The 19,719-nt window shown below is 63.8% G+C and carries 15 protein-coding genes; 10 read left to right on the top strand and 5 right to left on the bottom strand.

Annotated features, from left to right (window positions below; all coding sequences use genetic code 11):
• Positions 1-3: 3 nt before the first annotated feature.
• Positions 4-1,797: a DNA repair helicase RadD gene (gene radD, locus HSS18214_RS0115280; protein ID WP_016916146.1), complete on the bottom strand. Its 1,794-nt coding sequence runs from the start codon at positions 1,795-1,797 to the stop codon at positions 4-6.
• Positions 1,798-1,913: 116 nt separating this feature from the next.
• Between radD and HSS18214_RS0115275 the strand changes: the two genes are divergently transcribed.
• Positions 1,914-2,141, top strand: a complete 228-nt coding sequence (locus tag HSS18214_RS0115275; protein WP_016916145.1) for a hypothetical protein — start codon at positions 1,914-1,916, stop codon at positions 2,139-2,141.
• Between the two features lie 98 nt (positions 2,142-2,239).
• On the opposite strand, the gene purL is transcribed toward HSS18214_RS0115275, so the two are convergent.
• Positions 2,240-6,166, bottom strand: coding sequence for a phosphoribosylformylglycinamidine synthase (purL, locus tag HSS18214_RS0115270; RefSeq protein ID WP_026001981.1), 3,927 nt, complete (start codon positions 6,164-6,166; stop codon positions 2,240-2,242).
• 175 nt (positions 6,167-6,341) lie between these two features.
• Here purL and mltF point away from each other — a divergent pair, with 175 nt between their 5' ends.
• Positions 6,342-7,808, top strand: coding sequence for a membrane-bound lytic murein transglycosylase MltF (gene mltF, locus HSS18214_RS0115265; RefSeq protein WP_026001980.1), 1,467 nt, complete (start codon positions 6,342-6,344; stop codon positions 7,806-7,808).
• 14 nt (positions 7,809-7,822) lie between these two features.
• Here mltF and tadA read toward each other — a convergent pair whose 3' ends face one another.
• On the bottom strand, positions 7,823-8,275 hold the full coding sequence (gene tadA, locus HSS18214_RS0115260; RefSeq protein WP_026001979.1) for a tRNA adenosine(34) deaminase TadA: 453 nt from the start codon (positions 8,273-8,275) through the stop codon (positions 7,823-7,825).
• Between the two features lie 109 nt (positions 8,276-8,384).
• Here tadA and HSS18214_RS0115255 point away from each other — a divergent pair, with 109 nt between their 5' ends.
• Positions 8,385-9,206 (top strand): acyl-CoA thioesterase, encoded by an 822-nt coding sequence (locus HSS18214_RS0115255; protein ID WP_016916141.1) that lies wholly within the window; start codon positions 8,385-8,387, stop codon positions 9,204-9,206.
• 98 nt (positions 9,207-9,304) lie between these two features.
• Here HSS18214_RS0115255 and HSS18214_RS0115250 read toward each other — a convergent pair whose 3' ends face one another.
• Together HSS18214_RS0115250 and rpmE are read right to left on the bottom strand one after the other, a co-directional pair.
• Entirely contained in the window at positions 9,305-10,576 is a 1,272-nt protein-coding gene (locus HSS18214_RS0115250; protein ID WP_016916140.1) for a malic enzyme-like NAD(P)-binding protein, read from the bottom strand.
• 449 nt (positions 10,577-11,025) lie between these two features.
• Positions 11,026-11,241: a 50S ribosomal protein L31 gene (gene rpmE, locus HSS18214_RS0115245; RefSeq protein WP_016916139.1), complete on the bottom strand. Its 216-nt coding sequence runs from the start codon at positions 11,239-11,241 to the stop codon at positions 11,026-11,028.
• Between the two features lie 144 nt (positions 11,242-11,385).
• Between rpmE and HSS18214_RS0115240 the strand changes: the two genes are divergently transcribed.
• From HSS18214_RS0115240 to ubiE, 7 genes are all read left to right on the top strand, one after another.
• Positions 11,386-13,641, top strand: a complete 2,256-nt coding sequence (locus HSS18214_RS0115240; RefSeq protein WP_156808536.1) for a primosomal protein N' — start codon at positions 11,386-11,388, stop codon at positions 13,639-13,641.
• 144 nt (positions 13,642-13,785) lie between these two features.
• Positions 13,786-15,471: an arginine--tRNA ligase gene (gene argS, locus HSS18214_RS0115235; RefSeq protein WP_016916137.1), complete on the top strand. Its 1,686-nt coding sequence runs from the start codon at positions 13,786-13,788 to the stop codon at positions 15,469-15,471.
• A gap of 3 nt (positions 15,472-15,474) precedes the next feature.
• Entirely contained in the window at positions 15,475-16,269 is a 795-nt protein-coding gene (locus HSS18214_RS0115230) for an SPOR domain-containing protein (protein WP_016916136.1), read from the top strand.
• Positions 16,270-16,437: 168 nt separating this feature from the next.
• Entirely contained in the window at positions 16,438-16,971 is a 534-nt protein-coding gene (gene hslV / locus HSS18214_RS0115225) for an ATP-dependent protease subunit HslV (RefSeq protein WP_016916135.1), read from the top strand.
• Positions 16,972-16,980: 9 nt separating this feature from the next.
• Positions 16,981-18,303: an ATP-dependent protease ATPase subunit HslU gene (gene hslU, locus HSS18214_RS0115220; RefSeq protein ID WP_016916134.1), complete on the top strand. Its 1,323-nt coding sequence runs from the start codon at positions 16,981-16,983 to the stop codon at positions 18,301-18,303.
• An 86-nt stretch (positions 18,304-18,389) separates the two neighbouring features.
• Complete coding sequence (locus HSS18214_RS0115215; RefSeq protein WP_016916133.1) at positions 18,390-18,818, top strand: gamma-butyrobetaine hydroxylase family protein; 429 nt, start codon at positions 18,390-18,392, stop codon at positions 18,816-18,818.
• Between the two features lie 121 nt (positions 18,819-18,939).
• Positions 18,940-19,695, top strand: a complete 756-nt coding sequence (gene ubiE, locus HSS18214_RS0115210; RefSeq protein WP_016916132.1) for a bifunctional demethylmenaquinone methyltransferase/2-methoxy-6-polyprenyl-1,4-benzoquinol methylase UbiE — start codon at positions 18,940-18,942, stop codon at positions 19,693-19,695.
• Positions 19,696-19,719 lie beyond the last annotated feature (24 nt).

Here is a 19,719-nt window from a genome sequence, read left to right as displayed (position 1 = left end):
CCATCAATGCGGCATCTCGGCCGCCTCGACGGCTTTACGATAGCGGCCCTGATAGTCGAACAGCTTGTCGCGGATTTGAAAGTGGCGGCCTACCTTTCTGCCCACCACAAAGTCGGGATGGCGCAGGCGAGACTGGGCAGCCACCACGTCGTCTGGCGTTGCTGGCTGCCACGGCACGCCCGGCGCGCGCAGGTGGTTGCGCAAGAAGACCGCATAAAAGGCGCGGCGCTGGGCGGCAGTCTCCAGGGCAAACCATTCGCTCAGGCTGGCACCGTCTTCGTCATGGTAGGTCACTTTGAGGCGCGGCAAGCCGCGCCCGTTGGTGGTCGCCTCCAGCTGCATGCCGCTCACCCTCAGCACTTTGGCGTCCTTGAGCCGCAGCGCCTCCTTGAGCTTGTCATCGGCATCCACCAGCAGCTTCTCGCAGCCATGGCAGCGGCGGGCAGCGATATCGTTCTCTGCCCCGCACGCATCGCAGACCTTGAAGCGAAAGCGAAAGGTGCACTGGCTACGGCGTCCGGCGCCGTCCTCCACCAGCCCCTGGCAGCGACGGCCAAAATGCTCGATCACCAGCTCGCCGTCGCGCTTGCCCCAGAACAGGTTGGCATGCCCACACTCGGGGCACTCGACCTGCACCGGCTCGCTATCGCTGTCGGGACGCGGCTCGCCTACCTCAGGGGCATAGAGGTCCCAGGGGTTGCCCGCATAATCCAGGATCAGGCACGCCTCCTTCCCCGGCGAGAGGCGCAGTCCGCGCCCCACGATCTGCTGATAGAGGCTCACCGACTCGGTGGGGCGCAGGATCGCGATCAGATCCACATGGGGGGCATCGAACCCGGTGGTCAATACCGCCACGTTGACCAGATACTTGAGCTTGCGCGCCTTGAACGCATCGATCAGCGCGGTGCGCTCGGCGGAGACCGTCGCGCCGGTGATCAGCGCGGATTGGTCGGCAGGCAAATACCCCATGATCTCTTCGGCGTGGGCGACCGTCGCGGCAAAAATCATCACGCCCTGGCAGTCGGCCGCCTGCTCGACCACTTGGGCAATGATGCCCGGCGTGGCGCGACTTCCGGCCACCACCCGATTAAGCTCTTCTTCCCGAAACAGCCCACTAGAGGAGGGAGCAAGCGCCGAAAAGTCGTACCCCTCAATGGCCATGTCCAGCCGCCGAGGGGCAGTCAGAAAACCCTGCTTGACCATCAGGCGCAGCGGCTGTTCGAACACGCAGTCGGTGAAGAAACTCTCTTCTCCTCCGCGCACCATACCGTGGTAGTGGCGGTGGTAGATAAACCCTTGGCCCAGCCGAAAGGGCGTAGCGGTGAGGCCGAGAATCTTCAGCTGCGGGTTTTGGCGCTGCAGATGGTCGATCACCTGGCGGTAGCTGGAATCCTCCTCCAACGACACCCGATGGCACTCATCGATTACCAGCAGCGTGAAGCTGGCGTCGTTGAACTGCGCCAGGTTGCGCACCACCGACTGCACCGAGCCAAACACCACCTGCCGACTGGCCTCCTTGCGCTTCAACCCGGCGCTGAAGATATCCGCTACCAGACCATAGGCCTGGTACTTGGCGTGGTTCTGCTCCACCAGCTCGCGAACGTGGGCCAGTACCAGCACCCGCCCACGGGCCAGCCTCGCCAGCTCGGCAATCACCAGCGACTTGCCGCTGCCCGTGGGCAGCACGACCACCGCCGGGTCGCTGGTGGCGCGAAAGTGGTGAACCACCCGCTTGACCGCTTCCTGCTGGTAGGCGCGCAGCTGCGGGGAGGACGTGGGTGTTTTGGGTATCGGCAAATTAATTAGCCTGCTATTGAACTATTGCGACTTTCGTCGCGTCTGAGCAGTGAGGGGCTATTGCTCCCCGCTGACGACTCCTTCCATTACGCAGTCGCTTGAGAAAGAGGTTTACCATGGCAACTCAACATTTCAGCCTCGAATGCCCAAAATGCGGTAGCCGCCAGAAGCGCTTGCCCGCCACCCGTCGCGATACGGCACATGTTTTCTGCATGGATTGCGGCCACGACCTGGGACGCTTCGAGTATCTCGTCGAGCGTTATCGCCTGGAACTCGAAACGCTGGAATCCAGGCTGGGGCTCACACCGGCCAGCACCGAGGAGCCGCCCGCCAGCGCATCCTGATAGCGTCTCACAGCAAACCATGGGTATCGAACGCACAGTCGCTAACGGCGGCCAGAAGCCGCCGTTAGGGTAGGGATCGCCTTGCCGTTTAAGGTCGCTTAACCCAGCCATACCCGCGCATTGCGGAACAGCCGCAGCCAGGCGCCGTCCTCGGTCCACTCTGCCGGACGCCAGGAGTTGGTCACTGCCCGCGTCACCCGCTCCGGGTGAGGCATCATGATGGTCACACGGCCATCCGGCGTGGTCAGCCCCGTGATACCCGACGGGGAACCATTAGGGTTGGCCGGATAGCGAGTGGTGACCTGACCGTAGTTGTCGATGTAGCGCAGGGCAATTTGGCTGCTCGACTGCATGCTGCGCAGGTGCGCCGTATCGCGGAACTCGGCACGCCCTTCGCCGTGGGCCACGGCGATGGGCAGCGTCGAGCCTTCCATGCCGGCCAGCAGAATCGAGGGGCTTTTCTCTACCCGCACCATGGCCACGCGGGCTTCGAACTGCTCGGATTCGTTGCGCACGAAGCTGGGCCAGTTTTCGGCGCCCGGGATCAGCGTCTTGAGCTGCGACAGCATCTGGCAGCCATTGCACACCCCCAGCGAGAAGCTGTCGTCCCGGGTGAAGAACGCCGCAAACTGCTCGCGGGCGCGTTCGTTGAACAGCACCGACTTGGCCCAGCCGCCGCCTGCCCCCAGCACGTCGCCATAGGAGAAGCCCCCACAGGCCACCAGGCCCTGGAAGGTATCCAGCGAGACACGACCTTCCAGGATGTCGCTCATGTGCACATCCACCGCATCGAACCCGGCCTTGTGGAAGGCCCAGGCCATTTCCACTTGGCCATTGACCCCCTGCTCACGCAGGACGGCCACCGCTGGCTTGGCAGTGTTGACGTAAGGCGCGCTGATGTCGTCATTGACATCGAAGGTCGGCGCCGCGCTGAGACCGGGGTCACGCACGTCGAGCAGGTTGTCGAATTCGTTCTTGGCGCATTCGGGGTTATCGCGCAGCGCCTGCAACCGGTAGCTGGTCTCGGCCCAGGTGCGCTGGGTCAGCTGACGGGTGGTTTCCAGCAGCGGCTCTTCGAACAGCGTCACGCGCACCTGATCGTCGTAACGCGGGCGGGCAATCACCCCGCAGGTTTCGATACCGGCCATGGCGAACTGGGTCAGCACTTCTTCGGTGTGCTGGCGATTGACCTGGATCACCGCCCCCAGCTCTTCTGCAAACAGCGCATTGAAGGCTTCCACCGGCTCGTCGATCAGCCAGTCGAGCTTGATTTCAAGACCGGCATGACCTGCAAAGGCCATCTCCAGCAGCGTGACCAGCAGGCCACCGTCGCTGCGGTCGTGGTAGGCCAGCAGCTTGCCATCCCGGTTCAGGCCCTGAATGACCTCGAAGAACGCTTTCAGGTCCTCCGGGTCGTCCACGTCGGGGCATTCGTCGCCCACCTGGCCATACACCTGGGCCAGCGCCGAGCCGCCCAGGCGGTTCTGACCGTTGCCCAAGTCGATCAGGATCAGGTCCGACTCATCCTGCTCGAGGTTGATCTGCGGGGTCAGCGTGGCCAGCGCATCGGTGACCGGCGCAAAGCCAGTGACCACCAGCGACAGCGGCGAGGTGATGCTCTTCTCTTCGGCATCATCGCCCTCCTGCCAGGCGGTACGCATCGACATGGAGTCCTTGCCCACCGGCACGGCAATCCCCAGCGCCGGACACAGCTCCATACCGACCGCGTGCACGGCGTCGTACAGCGCCTGGTTTTCGCCAGGGTGGTCGGCAGCACTCATCCAGTTGGCGGAGAGCTTGATGTCCGAGAGCTTGGCGATCGGCGCGGCGGCCAGATTGGTAATCGCCTCTGCCACCGCCAAACGGGCGCTGGCAGCCGGATCGATCAGCGCCACCGGCGGGCGCTCGCCCATGGCCATGGCTTCACCGGCATGGGTATCGAAGCTGGCGGTGGTCACTGCCACGTCGGCGACCGGCACCTGCCAGGGGCCGACCATCTGGTCACGAGCCACCTGGCCTGTGATCGAACGGTCGCCGATGGTAATCAAAAAGCTTTTCGAGGCCACCGTGGGCAGACGCAGCACCCGGTCCATGGCTTCGCGCAGGTCCAGGTTGTCGAGCATCACGCCGGAAAGCTCGGGCGTCTGGCGCTCGAACGAGCGGGTCATCTTCGGCGGCTTGCCGAACAGCACGCTCATGGGCAAATCGACGGGTTTGGTTTCGAAGTGGCCATCGCGCACTTCCAGATGGTGCTCTGCCTGAGCTTCGCCCACCACCGCATAGGGGCAGCGCTCGCGTTTGCACAGCGCATCGAAGGTGTCGAGGTCTTCCGGGGCCACGGCCAGCACGTAACGCTCCTGGGCTTCGTTGCACCAGATTTCCAGCGGGCTCATGCCCGGCTCGGCGTTGGGCACCGCGCGCAGGTCGAACAGGCCGCCACGGTTGCCGTCCTTGACCAGCTCCGGCAACGCATTGGAGAGGCCACCGGCACCCACGTCGTGGATGAAGCGAATGGGGTTTTTCTCACCCATTGCCCAGCAGCGGTCGATCACTTCCTGGGCACGGCGCTCGATTTCCGGGTTTTCCCGCTGCACCGAGGCGAAATCCAGGTCGGCGCTCGACTCCCCCGACGCCATGCTGGACGCGGCACCGCCGCCCAGACCGATCAGCATCGCCGGGCCGCCCATCACGATCAGCTTGCCGCCCACCGGAATCTCGCCTTTCTGGACGTGCTGGGCACGAATATTGCCGTATCCACCGGCAATCATGATCGGCTTGTGGTAACCGCGACGCTCGATGCCATTGGCACTGAGGGCATCCTGCTCGTAGGTGCGGAAGTAGCCGGTCAGGTTGGGGCGGCCGAACTCGTTATTGAAGGCCGCGCCACCAATCGGGCCTTCCAGCATGATGTTGAGCGCCGACTGCATGCGCTCGGGTTTGCCGTAATCGAAGGCCTCCCAGGGCTGCACGAACTCGGGGATACGCAGGTTGGAGACGGTGAAACCCGCCAGGCCCGCCTTCGGCTTGCCGCCGATACCGGTGGCGCCTTCGTCGCGAATCTCGCCGCCGGAGCCGGTGGCCGCCCCCGGGAAAGGCGCAATCGCTGTGGGGTGGTTGTGGGTTTCCACCTTCATCAGGATATGGATGGGCTCCTGATGAGCATCGTAGTGAGCGCGTTCACCCTCTGCACCGGTCAGCGGTGTGGGAAAGAAGCGACCGCCGTGGCTGCCCTTGATCACCGCCGCGTTGTCACTGTAGGCCGACAGCACGTTATCCGGTGAGGTGGCAAAGGTGTTCTTGATCATCTTGAACAGCGAATGGCGCTGGGCTTCGCCGTCGATGATCCAGTCCGCGTTGAAGATTTTGTGGCGGCAGTGCTCCGAGTTCGCCTGGGCAAACATCATCAGCTCCACGTCGCTGGGGTTGCGCCCCAGCTCGACGAAGGCCGCCACCAGATAGTCGATCTCGTCGTCTGCCAGCGCCAGACCCAGCTCCCGGTTGGCGACTTCCAGCGCGGCACGCCCGCCCTCCAGAATATCCACGCTGCCCAGCGGTGCCGGTGAGTGGTGGGCAAACAGCTGGCTGGCCGCCGCCGTGTCGGCCAGCACGTTTTCGGTCATGCGGTCGTGGAGCAGTGCGCCGATGGCGTCCCACTGCTCTGCCGTGGCCGTGCCACGCAATGCGACGCGGTAGTCGACGCCGCGCTCGATGCGATGGATCTGGCTCAGCCCGCAGTTATGGGCGATGTCCGTGGCTTTGGAAGACCAGGGCGACTGGGTGCCCAGGCGCGGCACCACCAGAAAACGCTGGGCTTGTTCGAGGGGTTCCTGGGCGGCTTGGCTGCCGTAATCGAGCAGCCTGGCCAGCCGTTCCTGGGAGGCGGTATCGAGCTCTTCGTGGTGGTCAATGAAGTGGACGTAGTGGGCGGATAGCGCTTCCACCTCTGGAACACATTCACGCAACACCGTTAGCAGCCGTTCATGACGGAAGGCAGAAAGGGCGGGCGCGCCTCGAAGTTCGAGCATATCTGGGAGCCTCTAAAGCAGGAAGAGTCGAGCAGGAAATCACCGGGCCGCTAAGCGACCGACACACGGACTGCGCACTATGATACTGGAAAGCGGCGGCCACACGAAATCAACAAGGTGACACGGCGATAAAGGCTGGGTATCGTGGCAGCTCGTCCCACGCCGACAAGACACCATGCCGACATTGATTTGCCGACATTTTAGCGCCTTTTATCGGGCATATTTCGCGATGATCGCGACTTTGTTGCTGGTTTTGATCCCGCGCCCATCGACCTTTCCTGACGGCGAACACCTCACCCGCGTGCTGGCCAAAGACTTCATCACCGTACATACCCGCAATACCCCCACCACCTACTACGAAGGCCGCCAGGGGCCAACCGGGTTCGAATATGAACTGATGCACCGTTTTGCAGACGCCTTGGGGGTCAGCCTCAACCTGAACGCCAGCCACCACCCGGATGGCGTCTTGCCTGCCGTTCGCGAACAGGGCGACCTGGGGGCGGCGTCGCTGCCGCTGATGGCCGATACCCCCGGCATTCACTACACCCGTCCGATCATCGAGATGCAGCCACTGGTGGTCTACCGGCGCGGCCTCTATGGCATCAACGCACCCGAAGATCTTGTCGGCCTGTCCATTGGCACCCAGAGCGAAGCGGGCACCAGCGGTGCTCTGAAAGCCCTGCAAAGCGACTACCCCAGCCTGAGCTGGAAGGAGTCCAACGAACTGGAAGTGGCCGAATTGATGGCCAGGGTAGAAAACGGCACCCTGGATGCGGCCATCATCTTCGATCACCAGTTTCGTTTGAACCGGCTGTTCTTTCCCAATGTCGAGCGCGGCTTTTATCTGGGCGAGCCCCTCTCGCTGGTCTGGGCGCTGCCCAGCGGGCGCGGGCTGGGGCTACTCGAGGCGGCCAACCAGTTCCTGCAGGAGCTGCGTGAAAACGGCACCCTGGACCGTTTGATCAGCCGCTATTTTGGCCATGACGATTACCTGGAGTACGTGGGCACGCGCACGTTTCTGGACCATCTGGATGAGCGCCTGCCCCGCTACACCGAGCTCTTCAAGCAGGCCGCCCGAGACACGGGGTTCGACTGGAAACTGCTGGCCGCCGTGGGCTACCAGGAATCCCACTGGGACCCTAACGCCGTCTCCCCCACGGGGGTGCGGGGCCTGATGATGCTGACCAACCCTACGGCCAGCGAGATGGGCGTTTCGGACCGCACCGATGCCGCCCAGAGCATCGACGGCGGAGCCCGCTATCTGCGCAGCATCAAGGACCGCTTACCGGACAGCATCACCGGCGAAGACCGCCTCTATATGGCCATGGCTGCTTACAACGTGGGGCTTGGCCACCTTTATGATGCCCGCAACATTGCCGAACGACGCGGCGGCGACCCCAACCTGTGGCAGGACGTGCGTGCCGCGCTGCCGCTGCTGCAGCAGCGCGAGTGGCATAGCCAGACGCGCCACGGGTACGCCCGTGGCGGAGAGCCGGTGATCTACGTGCGCAACATTCGCCGCTACTACGAAATGATCGAATACGTGGAGCGCAGTCGACAGCAGTTTTTCCAACTGGAGCAGACACCGGCCAGTGAAGAGCCGCTGCTGCTGTTCGAGATCGTGCCGCCGCTCACCCCGTGATACCGGGGACGGCGCTAGCGCTTGTCGGCAAAGAACTGCTTGAGCAGCTTGCTGGCTTGCGCCGCCAGCACCCCACCGGTGACGTCGACATGGTGATTGAACCAAGGCTGGGCGAGCAGATTGGCCTTTGACTCCACCATTCCCGCCCGTGGCTCGGCGGCAGCGTACACCAGCCGCTGAATGCGGGCATGCACCATGGTACCGGTGCACATCATGCAGGGCTCCAGGGTCACGTAGAGCGTACAGCCCTCCAGACGGTAGTTGCCCAGCCGCTGCCCGGCATCGCGCAGCGCACGCACTTCCGCATGGCCACTGGGGTCGCAGCTGGACAGCGGCGCATTGTGGCCCACCCCGACGATCTCCCCCTCGGCGTCCACCACCACGGCCCCCACCGGTACCTCTCCGGCGGCCATCGCCAGGTGCGCCTGGTCCAGCGCGCGGTGCATGTAAAATTCATCGCTGCGTATCAAGACAAACTCCGTTAAGGTAGCGAAACGATCGTTTCAATGGCGTGATCGCCAAACGCTGAGGGCGGCCTCCTCAGTGATCAAGCAGACAGCACCAAGGATACCGAGAATGAACGATGCGCTGAAGTCACTGGTTAGCTTGCTGGAGCTGGAACCCCTGGAAGAGACGCTGTTTCGCGGCCAAAGCCAGGACCTTGGGTTTCCCCAGCTGTACGGAGGGCAGGTACTTGGCCAGGCGCTGGCCGCCGCCGCCCGCACCGTCCCCGAGGAGCGTCGCCCTCACTCCCAGCACGGCTACTTTCTGCGCCCCGGTGACCCCCATCGCCCGGTGGTCTATCAGGTCGATACCATTCGCGACGGCGGCAGTTTCACCACCCGCCGGGTCACCGCCATCCAAAAGGGACGGCCCATCTTCTTCTGCAGCGCCTCGTTTCAAAGCCCGGAAGAGAGCATCAGCCATCAGCGCGCCATGCCTGACGTGCCCACACCCGAAGCGCTGCTGGAGAGCGGTGACGCCAAACATGCTCGTTTCCCAGGCCACCCCATCGAGTTCCTGCACCTGAAGAACAATCCGGACAGCGCCTCGCCTGCCGGGCAGTGCCTATGGTTCCGGTTCGCGGGCGGCCCGCTGCCCGACGACCCCGCGCTGCATCGCCATCTGCTCTCCTACGCGTCGGACTTCAACCTGCTGACCACCGGGTTGATCCCTCACGGCATCAAGTACACGGACCCGAAGCTGCGCATCGCCAGCCTCGACCACGCGCTGTGGCTGCACGAAGATACACGGCTGGACGAGTGGCTGCTGTACGCCATCGACTCTCCCTGGAGCGGCAGTGCCAGAGGGCTGGCGCGAGGCCATATCTATCGCCGCGATGGGCAGCTGATTGCCTCGACGGCACAAGAGGGGCTGGTGCGCTACCCGCTCACCTGACGCCCGGCACCCACACGAACACCACACACGACAACGCCCGCTTCTGCGGGCGTTGTCGTCATGACGTCTCGAACAGCCAATCTCGTGTCGAGCGGCGCTCAACTGCCGTAGACATCGTTGATGGTCTTGAGCGGATAGTGCGCCGGGTAGGGCTTGCGGGCAACCCCGGAGTCCACCGCCGCCTGGGCCACCGCCGAGGAGACGCGCTCCAGCAGGCGAATATCGACCGGCGTGGGGATGATGTACTCACGACCAAAGCTCATCTCGGTACGCTCGTAGGCGTTCAGCACTTCCTGGGGCACTGGCTCGCGGGCCAGATCTTTCAGCGCATGCACGGCGGCCAGCTTCATCGCTTCATTGATACGCGTGGCGCGTACGTCCAGGGCACCACGAAAGATGAACGGGAAGCCCAGCACGTTGTTGACCTGATTCGGGAAATCCGAGCGGCCGGTGGCCATAATGACGTCTGGGCGCGCTGCCCGAGCCACCTCTGGATGAATTTCCGGGTCCGGGTTGGTGCAAGCAAAAATGACCGGATCCGCCGCCATCTTCTTCACCTGCTCGGCAGACAGCAGCCCGGGGCCAGACAGGCCGATGAACACGTCGGCACCGTCGATGGCATCGTCCAGGGTGCGCATGTCGGTATCACGGGCGAACTCAGCCTTGTACTCGTTGATGCTATCGCGGTCGGTGTGAATCACGCCGCGACGGTCGAGCATGACCAGATGCTCTTTTTTGGCACCACAGGAGATCAGCAGGCGCATGCAGGCAATCGCCGCAGCACCTGCGCCCATGCAGACGATCTTCACGTCTTCGATGCGCTTGCCGGCGATATCCAGGGCATTGAGCATACCGGCAGCGGTGACGATGGCCGTGCCGTGCTGATCGTCATGAAACACGGGAATGTTGCAGCGTTCGATCAGCGCCTTTTCGATTTCGAAGCACTCGGGGGCCTTGATGTCTTCCAGGTTGATACCGCCCCAGGTATCGGCGATGCGTGCCACGGTATCGATGAACGCCTGCGGATTCTCGGCATCCACTTCGATGTCCACTGAGTTGATGCCCGCGAAGCACTTGAACAGCACGCCCTTGCCTTCCATCACCGGCTTGCTGGCCAGCGGCCCCAGGTTACCCAGGCCCAGAATGGCACTGCCGTCTGAAATGACCGCCACCAGATTTCCCTTGCCGGTATAACGGTAGGCATTTTCCGCTTCGCGAGCGATTTCGCGAACCGGTTCAGCCACCCCCGGGCTATACGCCAGGGCCAGATCCCGCGCCGTCGCGGTGGGCTTGGTCAGCTCAACAGAGAGCTTACCGGGGATCGGTTTAGCGTGATAATCCAGAGCTGCCTGCTTATTTGCATCCGTCATGGTCAAGGTCCAATCAGCCTAAAGTAGAAAAGTCATATCAGAATATAGAAAAAACCCAAGCGTCTCAAGCAGCTAGTCAACCAGCCTATGAAACGTGCGTTTTAGCGGCTTTTCCCATCCATTCGGAACTTTTCAGCTTCATTTGCTGCAACTTATGCATAGCACACTGACCCATAACGGTTTCGTTATGGATGCACTGCAGCATAAGCTGGAAATAGATTCCAAAACGACGAGCAGACTTATCCACACCCGCCGCGAGATAGCGGCTGTGGACAACGTCGCAACAGGAGGCTCAGGGCCATGGCTTCATCACACAGCGTTCGGCCAGCGTTCAGATGCCGGTGCCGCCAGGGAGCGGCCAAATAAGGCAAGGACAAAAAACCCACGCCGTAGCGTGGGTTTTTGCACAGGGCACATGGCGTGCCTGCGATGGGCTGAATCCGTCGGGATCAGCCGCGCTTGACGGCAGCGCCAAAACGCTTGTTGAAGCGCTCTACGCGGCCACCAGTGCTCGCCTGCTTCTGCTTGCCCGTGTAGAAGGGGTGGCAGTTGGAGCATACGTCCAGAGAGAAGTCCTGACCAGAAGTAGAACCAACCTGGAAGCTGGCACCGCAAGAGCAGTTGGCGGTGACCGTGTTGTAATTCGGGTGGATACCTTGTTTCATCTTGAGCCTCATGAGCTATATGCCGCCACCTGATCCGCTGCCAGGCACCGCATACGGGTGTGAAAAACTGCTAACCGGTTAGCCGCTCGATCCGATAGATTGAGAGCGGCCGCGCATTCTAGCAAACTAAACGCCGGAGGCCAATTGTCTGATTCCGTTTCTTCCCCGTCCGCCACGGCAGAGCGTACTCCGGGCGCTTTTCAGGTGCTGAAAGTGGCCTTGCCATCGCCGCTGCGCCGCCTGTTCGACTACCTGCCAGCCCCCCGCGCGCCCGCCTGCGGCTGGCTGCCGGGGCTGCGGGTGCGGGTACCGTTTGGCCGCCGCGACGTGGTGGGGGTCGTCGTCTCTCTGGCTTCCGGCAGCGAGCTGCCCCGCGCCCAGCTGCGCGCGGTCAGTGAAGCGCTGGACGACGCGCCGCTCCCCGAAGACTGGCAGTGGCTGTGCCAGTTCACCGCCCGCTATTACCAGCACAGCCTGGGCGACACCATGCAGCACGCCATGCCCGCACGCCTGCGCCAGGGCCACCCCATGGTGGGCCGCACGCAAACCCTGTGGCATGCGCGTCAAGGCGATGACACGCCGCTACAGCGCGCGCCGCGGCAGGCCGAGCTCTACCGCCTGTTGCGCCAGCACCCCCACGGGCTGGCAGGGCGGGCCATCAGTGCCCACGGGTTCACCCGTGAACAGCTCCAGGCGCTGCAAAAAAAGGGTCTGGCCGAACCCCAGGAGATCACCCTGACGGCGGGGCAGCCCGTCTCCGGCAGCTTGCTGGCAACGCCGTCATTACCCCTCAACCGTGAGCAGGCCACGGCCCTGGCGGCGCTGCACGAAAAGCTGGACGGCTACCACCCATGCCTGCTGGAAGGCGTGACCGGCAGCGGCAAGACCGAAGTCTACCTGCAGTTGATCGAGGCGCTGGCCGCCAAGGGCAAGCAATCGCTGGTGCTGGTACCCGAAATCGGCCTGACGCCGCAAACCCTGGCGCGCTTCAAGAGCCGCTTCCGGGTGCCCGTGGTGGCCCTGCATTCGGGCCTCACCGACCCGGAGCGCCTGGACGTCTGGGAAGCCGCCGCCAGCGGGCGCGCCATGGTCATCATCGGCACCCGCTCGGCCATTTTCACACCGCTGGCCAAGCCTGGTGCGATCATCGTCGACGAGGAGCACGACGGCTCTTACAAGCAGCACGACGGGCTTCGTTACCACGCCCGGGATCTCGCCGTGGCCCGGGCACACCACCACCAGATCCCACTGCTGCTGGGTAGCGCCACCCCTTCGCTGGAAAGCCTTCAGCAAGCGCTCTCGGGCGTCTATCGGCACCTGCGCCTGACCCAGCGCCCCAGCCGCCACCCGCCCGCCAAGCTGGAACTCCTGGACATGCGCCATCAGCGTCGCCAGGGAGGCCTTCTGCCCGGGGCGCTGCAAGCCATCCGCCAGACGCTGAAAGCTGGCAAGCAGGCGCTGGTCTTCATCAACCGGCGCGGCTTTGCCCCCAGCCTGGCGTGCCACAACTGTGGCTGGCTGGCCGAGTGCCATCAGTGCGATGCCCGCATGACGCTGCACAGACAGCCCCCTCTGTTGGCCTGCCACCACTGTGACAGCCGACGCGCCCTGCCTAATGCCTGCCCCGAGTGCGGCAGCGGCGACCTGCGCGCACTGGGGAGCGGCACCGAACGTACCGAAGAGACCCTGCAGGGGCTCTTTCCTGACACCGTCGTACACCGTATCGACCGCGACAGCACCCGCAAGAAGGAGAGCTTCGAGCAGGTGCTCAAGGAGATCCATCGCGGCGAGCCCTGCCTGCTGGTGGGCACGCAAATGCTGGCCAAGGGCCACCACTTGCCCCATGTCACCCTGGTCGTGGTGGTCAATGCCGATGGCGGCCTTTATGCCGCCGACTTCCGCGCGCTGGAGCATAGCGCCCAGCTGCTGGAGCAGGTCGCTGGCCGAGCCGGGCGGGCCGCTCATCCAGGCCGCGTGCTGGTGCAGACCCTGCACCCCGACGACCCCCATCTGGGCCAGCTGGCCGAACATGGCTATGGCGCCCTGGCCCGCAACCTGCTGGAAGAACGAAGGCTGGCACAGCTTCCCCCGTTCTGTTTCATGGCGCTACTGCGCGTCGAGAGCCCCCAGGAGCCTGCTGCCATGGCGCTGGCTCAACAGGCTGCACAGGCCTTGCGCCAGTGGCTCACGGATGCCAACCTGCCGGTACGCTGCCTGGGGCCAGTGCCAGCCCCCATGGAGCGCCGCCAGAATCGCTACCACCTGCATGTCATGATCACGGCCCAGAAACGCAGCCACCGACACACGGCGGCCCACTGGCTGGTACAGTGGCTGGAAGCTCATCGCGATGCGCGCAAGGTGCGCTGGTCCGTGGACATCGACCCGCAAACACTGGCCTAGCCATGACAACGCCCGCGACGCCCAGCCTGCCCCGGCCTGGAATACGGCTTTGAAACTGCGCGCCAATTGCCGATAATGGCCGCTTTGACGCTGCACCATTTGGGCGCTTGCACACGCCGCCACCGAAGACACCCGGATATTGACATGAAAGACACGATTATTGCTTTGCTCGAAGGCGCCGTTGATGCGCTCAAACACCAAGGCGTGCTGCCCAACGATGTACAGCCGGCCATCAAGGTCGACCCCACCAAGGACAAAGCCCACGGCGACTACGCCACCAACCTGGCCCTGATGCTGGCCAAACCCGCCAGCATGAAGCCCCGAGAGCTGGCCGACGCCCTGGTAGCCGCCCTGCCCGCCAGCGACGCCATTCAGAAAACCGACATCGCAGGCCCCGGCTTCATCAACTTCTTCGCCGCCGCCGATGCCGCCGCCCAGATCGTTGCCCAGGTGCTGGATAGCGGCGACGCCTTTGGTCGCAGCCTGATCGGCAAGGGTGAAAAAGTGCAGGTGGAGTTCGTCTCGGCCAACCCCACGGGCCCGCTGCACGTGGGCCATGGCCGCGGCGCGGCGATTGGCGACTGCCTCTGCCGCCTGCTGGAAGCCAGCGGCTATGACGTCACTCGGGAGTTCTACTACAACGACGCGGGCGCGCAAATCAACAATCTCGCGCTCTCCGTGCAGGCCCGTGCCAAGGGGCTGGGCCCCGAGGATGAGAGCTGGCCTGCCGATGGCTATCGCGGTGAATACATCGTCGATGTGGCCACCGATTACATGGCTGGCAAGACGGTCACCGCCGACGACCGCAAGGTGACGGCCAAGGCCGATGCCGACGACCTGGAAGCCATTCAGGCGTTCGCCGTGGCCTGGCTGCGCCGCGAACAGGATCTGGATCTCAAGGCCTTCGGCGTCGAATTCGACGTCTACTTCCTCGAATCATCTCTCTACGAGGACGGCAAGGTCGAGGCCACTGTCGAGACGCTGGTCGCCAACGGCCACACCTACGAGCAGGATGGCGCGCTATGGCTGCGCACCACCGACTTCGGCGACGACAAGGACCGCGTCATGCGCAAGCGTGAAGGCGGCTACACCTACTTCCTGCCCGACGTGGCCTACCACCTGAACAAGTGGCAGCGCGGCTTCAAGACCGTGATCAACGAGCAGGGCGCCGACCACCACTCTACCGTTACCCGCGTACGTGCGGGCTTGCAGGCACTTGGCGTGGGCATTCCGCAGGGCTGGCCCGACTACGTGCTGCACCAGATGGTCATGGTGACCCGATCGGGCGTGGAAGTGAAACTGTCCAAGCGCGCAGGTAGCTACGTCACCATACGTGACCTGATCGACGAAGTCGGCCGCGATGCCACCCGCTTCTTCCTGGCCGCGCGCCGCGCCGACTCGCAGCTGACCTTCGATATCGATCTGGCGCGCTCCCAGTCCAACGACAACCCGGTGTACTACATCCAGTACGCCCATGCCCGGGTATGCAGCATGCTGCGCAAGGCCGAAGAGGCAGGCCAGCCCTTCGACCACGGCGTGGCGATGGCCAACCTGGCGCTGCTGGACAGCGATCAGGAAAAAGCCGTGCTCAACCGCCTGGCCCGCTACCCGGAAGTGGTGGAGCATGCGACCCGCAACCGCGAGCCTCAGCAGGTGGCCCAGTACCTGCTGGATCTGGCGGGCGACTTCCACACCTGTTACAACGCCGTCAAGGTCATGGTCGAGGACGACACGCTGCGCAACACCCGCCTGGCGCTCGGTCTGGCCACGCGTCAGGTGCTGCGCAACGGGCTGGATCTGATGGGGGTCAGTGCCCCAGAGGAGATGTAATTCATGGCCAGCCCGCGTAACAAGCCTTCCCGCCGAGGCGCCACCTCGCAGCGTAAATCTGCTCGCCGCTCCGGCGACGGGTGGCGTATTCCCGGCTGGCTGTGGGGGGTGGCCGGGGTGGCCGCTGGCTTCTTCCTGGCGCAGCATCAGCACGGCACCGCCCCGTGGCAGGAGCAGAGCAGCACGCCCCAGGCCACGGTGCTGCCCAAGCCCTCCAGCGATGAGCGCGGAGACGCCCAGGGCACGGGGCAGGCAGCCTCGGCCGAGCCTGCCATGCCCACCTTCGAGTTCTACACGCTGCTCCCCGAAACCGAGGTCATCGCCCCAGGCGGCGCCATTCCGGCCAATATCACTCGGCCTGAGATCGCCGAAGCCGCCGCAGAGGCCGCCAGCAACGCGGCAGCCGCGGACGACGCCTCGCCGGGCAGCACCGGCAGCAGCGCCAACGACCCGATTGCTCAGGTCATTGCCGCCAACACGCGGCCCAACGAGCAGGCCGCCGTGGCGGCTACCCAGCCGCCTGCCGCTAGCAGCACTAGCACCAGCAGCAGTTCCAGCACGCCGAATCGCTACATGCTGCAAGCCGCTTCGTTTCGCGACCTCAGCGACGCCGAGCAGCTGCGCGGCCGGCTGCGCAACCTGAGTTTGCTGGCACAGATCAGCGAAGTGCAGGCCAATGGCGACACCTGGCACCGCGTGCAGGTGGGCCCTTACGAGGATACCCGGGAGCTGAACCGCGCCCAGGACCTGATGAGCACTCAAGGGATCGAACCCCTGCTGATACAGCTGCAGAACTGATCCATCCCCTGACCGCGCCTGAAGGCGCGGTTTTATCACTTGGCTTTCTCGAGCGGGCGGTTGATTTTTCATCAGCCGCCCGCATTTTGTTGGGAATCGCTTTTTTTACGGCCACCCAGGGTGGCCGATCAGTCATCGGGAGCGCGTCTCCCCCAAGGAGTTATCTCCATGACCACCATTGTCTCCGTTCGCCGCGGTAACCAGGTCGCCCTTGCTGGCGACGGCCAAGTATCGCTGGGCAACACCGTGATGAAAGGCAACGCCAGCAAGGTTCGCCGCCTCTATCGCGGCAAGGTACTGGCCGGTTTTGCCGGCGGCACAGCAGATGCCTTTACACTGTTCGAACGTTTCGAAGCTCAGCTGGAGAAGTACCAGGGCCATCTCACCAAGGCGGCCGTGGAGCTTGCCAAGGATTGGCGCACCGACCGCGCCCTGCGCCGCCTGGAAGCGCTACTGGCCGTGGCCGACCACAGCGCCTCGCTGATCATCACCGGCAACGGTGACGTGGTCGAACCCGAACGCGGCATCATCGCCATCGGCTCGGGGGGCAACTACGCTCAGGCCAGCGCCCGCGCGCTGCTCGAGAACACCGATCTCTCCGCCCGTGAAATCACCGAAAAATCCCTGCAAATCGCGGGTGACATCTGCGTATTCACTAACCACCACGTCACGCTCGAAGAGCTGAACATCGACGACCGTTGAGGCCCCTTTATGACTCAGATGACACCCCGTGAAATCGTCCATGCGCTGGACCAGTACATCATCGGCCAGCAGGATGCCAAACGCGCCGTCGCCATTGCGCTGCGCAACCGCTGGCGGCGCATGCAGCTCGACGATGACCTGCGCCCGGAAGTCACCCCCAAGAACATTCTGATGATCGGCCCCACCGGCGTGGGTAAAACCGAAATCGCCCGCCGCCTGGCCAAACTGGCCCGTGCGCCCTTCATCAAGGTCGAAGCCACCAAGTTCACGGAAGTGGGCTACGTGGGCCGCGACGTGGAGTCGATCATCCGCGACCTGATGGAAGCCGCCATCAAGATGGTGCGCGAGCACGCCAAGGAAGAAGTCGGCCACCGCGCCGAGGATGCCGCCGAAGACCGCGTTCTCGATGCGCTGCTGCCGCCGCCCCGCGGCCAGGAAGAGCAGCCCCGGGACGATAGCAGCACGCGCCAGTTGTTCCGCAAGAAACTGCGCGAAGGCCAGCTGGACGACAAGGAAATCGACATCGAAATCACCGCCCAGAGCCAGGGCATCGACATCATGACGCCGCCGGGCATGGAGGAGATGACCAGCCAGTTGCAGAGCCTGTTCTCCAACATGGGCCAGCAAAAGCGTGAAACGCGTCGCGTTACCGTCAAGGAAGCCCTGGTGCTGCTGCGTGACGAAGAAGCGGGCAAGCTGGTCAACGAAGAGGAGATCAAGGCCCGCGCCGTCGAGGCCGTCGAGCAGCACGGCATCGTCTTCCTGGACGAGATCGACAAGGTGGCCAAGGGCAGCGGCCAGTCCAGCGGTGGAGAAGTGTCTCGCGAGGGCGTTCAGCGCGATTTGCTGCCGCTGATCGAAGGCTCCACGGTGTCGACCAAATATGGCATGGTGAAGACTGACCATATCCTGTTCATCGCCTCCGGTGCTTTCCACCTGGCGCGGCCTTCCGACCTGATCCCCGAGCTGCAGGGCCGCTTGCCCATTCGCGTGGAGCTGGATGCCCTTACTCCCGGCGACTTCAAGCGCATTCTCACCGAGCCTTCCGCCTCGCTGACCAAGCAGTATCAGGCGCTGCTGGGCACCGAAGGGCTGGACGTGGAGTTCACTCCCGACGGCATCGAGCGCATCGCGGAGATCTCCTGGCAGGTCAACGAAGGCACCGAAAACATCGGTGCGCGCCGTCTGCACACGGTCATGGAGCGGCTACTGGAAGAGGCCTCGTTCAAGGGCGGCGATATGGATAGCCCGCTGGTGATCGATGCAGATTACGTCAACGCGCAGCTGGGAGAACTGGCGGTAGACGAAGATCTCTCCCGCTATATTCTGTAACCTCTGTCGCACCCCGACACCTGGCTACCCTGGCCAGGTGTCGCTCGTGCCTGAGCGACGTAACGCCAACCATGAGTGCCCCGACCATGAACGCCTCCAACACCCACACGTCTACCCACACTCCCTCTACCCCCGATGCCCCGGTCCCCACCCGAGTGCACTACCACAAGCAGGCCCGCGAGCTGGAACTCGGCTACGCCTCGGGCGACACCTACCGGCTGCCCGTGGAACTGCTGCGCGTCTACTCCCCCTCTGCCGAAGTGCGTGGCCACGGTGGCGACACGGCGGTCCTGCAAGTGGGCAAGAAGGACGTCGGCCTGCAGAACATCACCCAGGCGGGTAACTACGCCCTCAAGCTGCACTTCGACGATGGTCACGACAGCGGCCTCTACAGCTGGAACTACCTGCACGACCTCGCGACGCATCAACACGCCTACTGGAACAACTACCTCGAGCGGCTGGAAGCAGCAGGCGCCTCCCGCGAGCCTGCGGGCATTCAATTCAAGCAGCTGTGACGCCGCGCCCCAGGTGAAGCGCAGACAAAGCAGGCTCGAGAAGGCTACAATGTTGCCAATCAATGATTGCGATGACCTTATGGTCGACTACTACCGCCTCGAACTCGGGAGCTGAAGCCCCATGAGCCCCACGGAAAAACGCACCACCCATTTTGGCTACCAGGAAGTCCCGGTCGACGAAAAAGCCTCACGCGTCGCCGATGTCTTCCACTCGGTCGCCGCTCGCTACGACGTCATGAACGACCTGATGTCCATGGGCATCCACCGTGTGTGGAAGCGCCTCACCATCGAGCGTGCTGGCGTTCGCCCCGGCCATCATGTGCTGGACATCGCTGGCGGCACGGGGGACCTGACCCTCAAGTTCTCGCGTCTGGTCGGCCCCCGCGGCAAGGTCGTCCTGGCCGACATCAACGCCTCCATGCTCAAGGTCGGCCGCGACAAGCTGATGGACAACGGCGTCGGTGGCAACGTCGAGTACGTCCAGGCCAATGCCGAGTGTCTGCCCTTCCCGGACAACAGTTTCGACTGCATCACCATCGCCTTTGGCCTGCGCAACGTGACCGACAAGGACGCCGCGCTGCGCTCCATGGCACGGGTGCTCAAGCCCGGCGGCCGCCTGCTGGTGCTGGAGTTTTCCAAACCCAACAACCCGTTGCTCTCCAGGGCCTACGATGAGTACTCGTTCCGACTGTTGCCCAAAATGGGCGAACTGGTCGCCGGCGACGGCGAAAGCTACCGCTATCTGGCCGAATCGATCCGCATGCACCCCGACCAGGAAACCCTGAAGGGCATGATGGAAACCGCCGGACTCGATCGAGTGGAGTACACCAACCTGACCGGCGGCATCGTCGCCCTGCACCGCGGCATCAAGCTATGACGCCTCGCACGCTGACCCACCGGA

The organism is Vreelandella stevensii S18214 (assembly GCF_000275725.1).
GTDB lineage: Bacteria > Pseudomonadota > Gammaproteobacteria > Pseudomonadales > Halomonadaceae > Vreelandella > Vreelandella stevensii.
Note: the sequence above shows the minus strand (reverse complement) of the source record. Positions and strands in the feature narration are given on the sequence as shown.

Bases quoted from the DNA above. Each gene is read 5' to 3' on its own strand.
- mltF (WP_026001980.1), top strand. From the start codon at position 6,342: ATGCCGACATTGATTTGCCGACATTTTAGCGCCTTTTATCGGGCATAT.
- HSS18214_RS0115215 (WP_016916133.1), top strand. From the start codon at position 18,390: ATGAACGCCTCCAACACCCACACGTCTACCCACACTCCCTCTACCCCC.
- HSS18214_RS0115230 (WP_016916136.1), top strand. From the start codon at position 15,475: ATGGCCAGCCCGCGTAACAAGCCTTCCCGCCGAGGCGCCACCTCGCAG.
- HSS18214_RS0115250 (WP_016916140.1), bottom strand. From the start codon at position 10,576: ATGACGGATGCAAATAAGCAGGCAGCTCTGGATTATCACGCTAAACCG.
- HSS18214_RS0115255 (WP_016916141.1), top strand. From the start codon at position 8,385: ATGAACGATGCGCTGAAGTCACTGGTTAGCTTGCTGGAGCTGGAACCC.
- rpmE (WP_016916139.1), bottom strand. From the start codon at position 11,241: ATGAAACAAGGTATCCACCCGAATTACAACACGGTCACCGCCAACTGC.
- hslU (WP_016916134.1), top strand. From the start codon at position 16,981: ATGACTCAGATGACACCCCGTGAAATCGTCCATGCGCTGGACCAGTAC.
- HSS18214_RS0115275 (WP_016916145.1), top strand. From the start codon at position 1,914: ATGGCAACTCAACATTTCAGCCTCGAATGCCCAAAATGCGGTAGCCGC.
- hslV (WP_016916135.1), top strand. From the start codon at position 16,438: ATGACCACCATTGTCTCCGTTCGCCGCGGTAACCAGGTCGCCCTTGCT.
- argS (WP_016916137.1), top strand. From the start codon at position 13,786: ATGAAAGACACGATTATTGCTTTGCTCGAAGGCGCCGTTGATGCGCTC.
- ubiE (WP_016916132.1), top strand. From the start codon at position 18,940: ATGAGCCCCACGGAAAAACGCACCACCCATTTTGGCTACCAGGAAGTC.
- purL (WP_026001981.1), bottom strand. From the start codon at position 6,166: ATGCTCGAACTTCGAGGCGCGCCCGCCCTTTCTGCCTTCCGTCATGAA.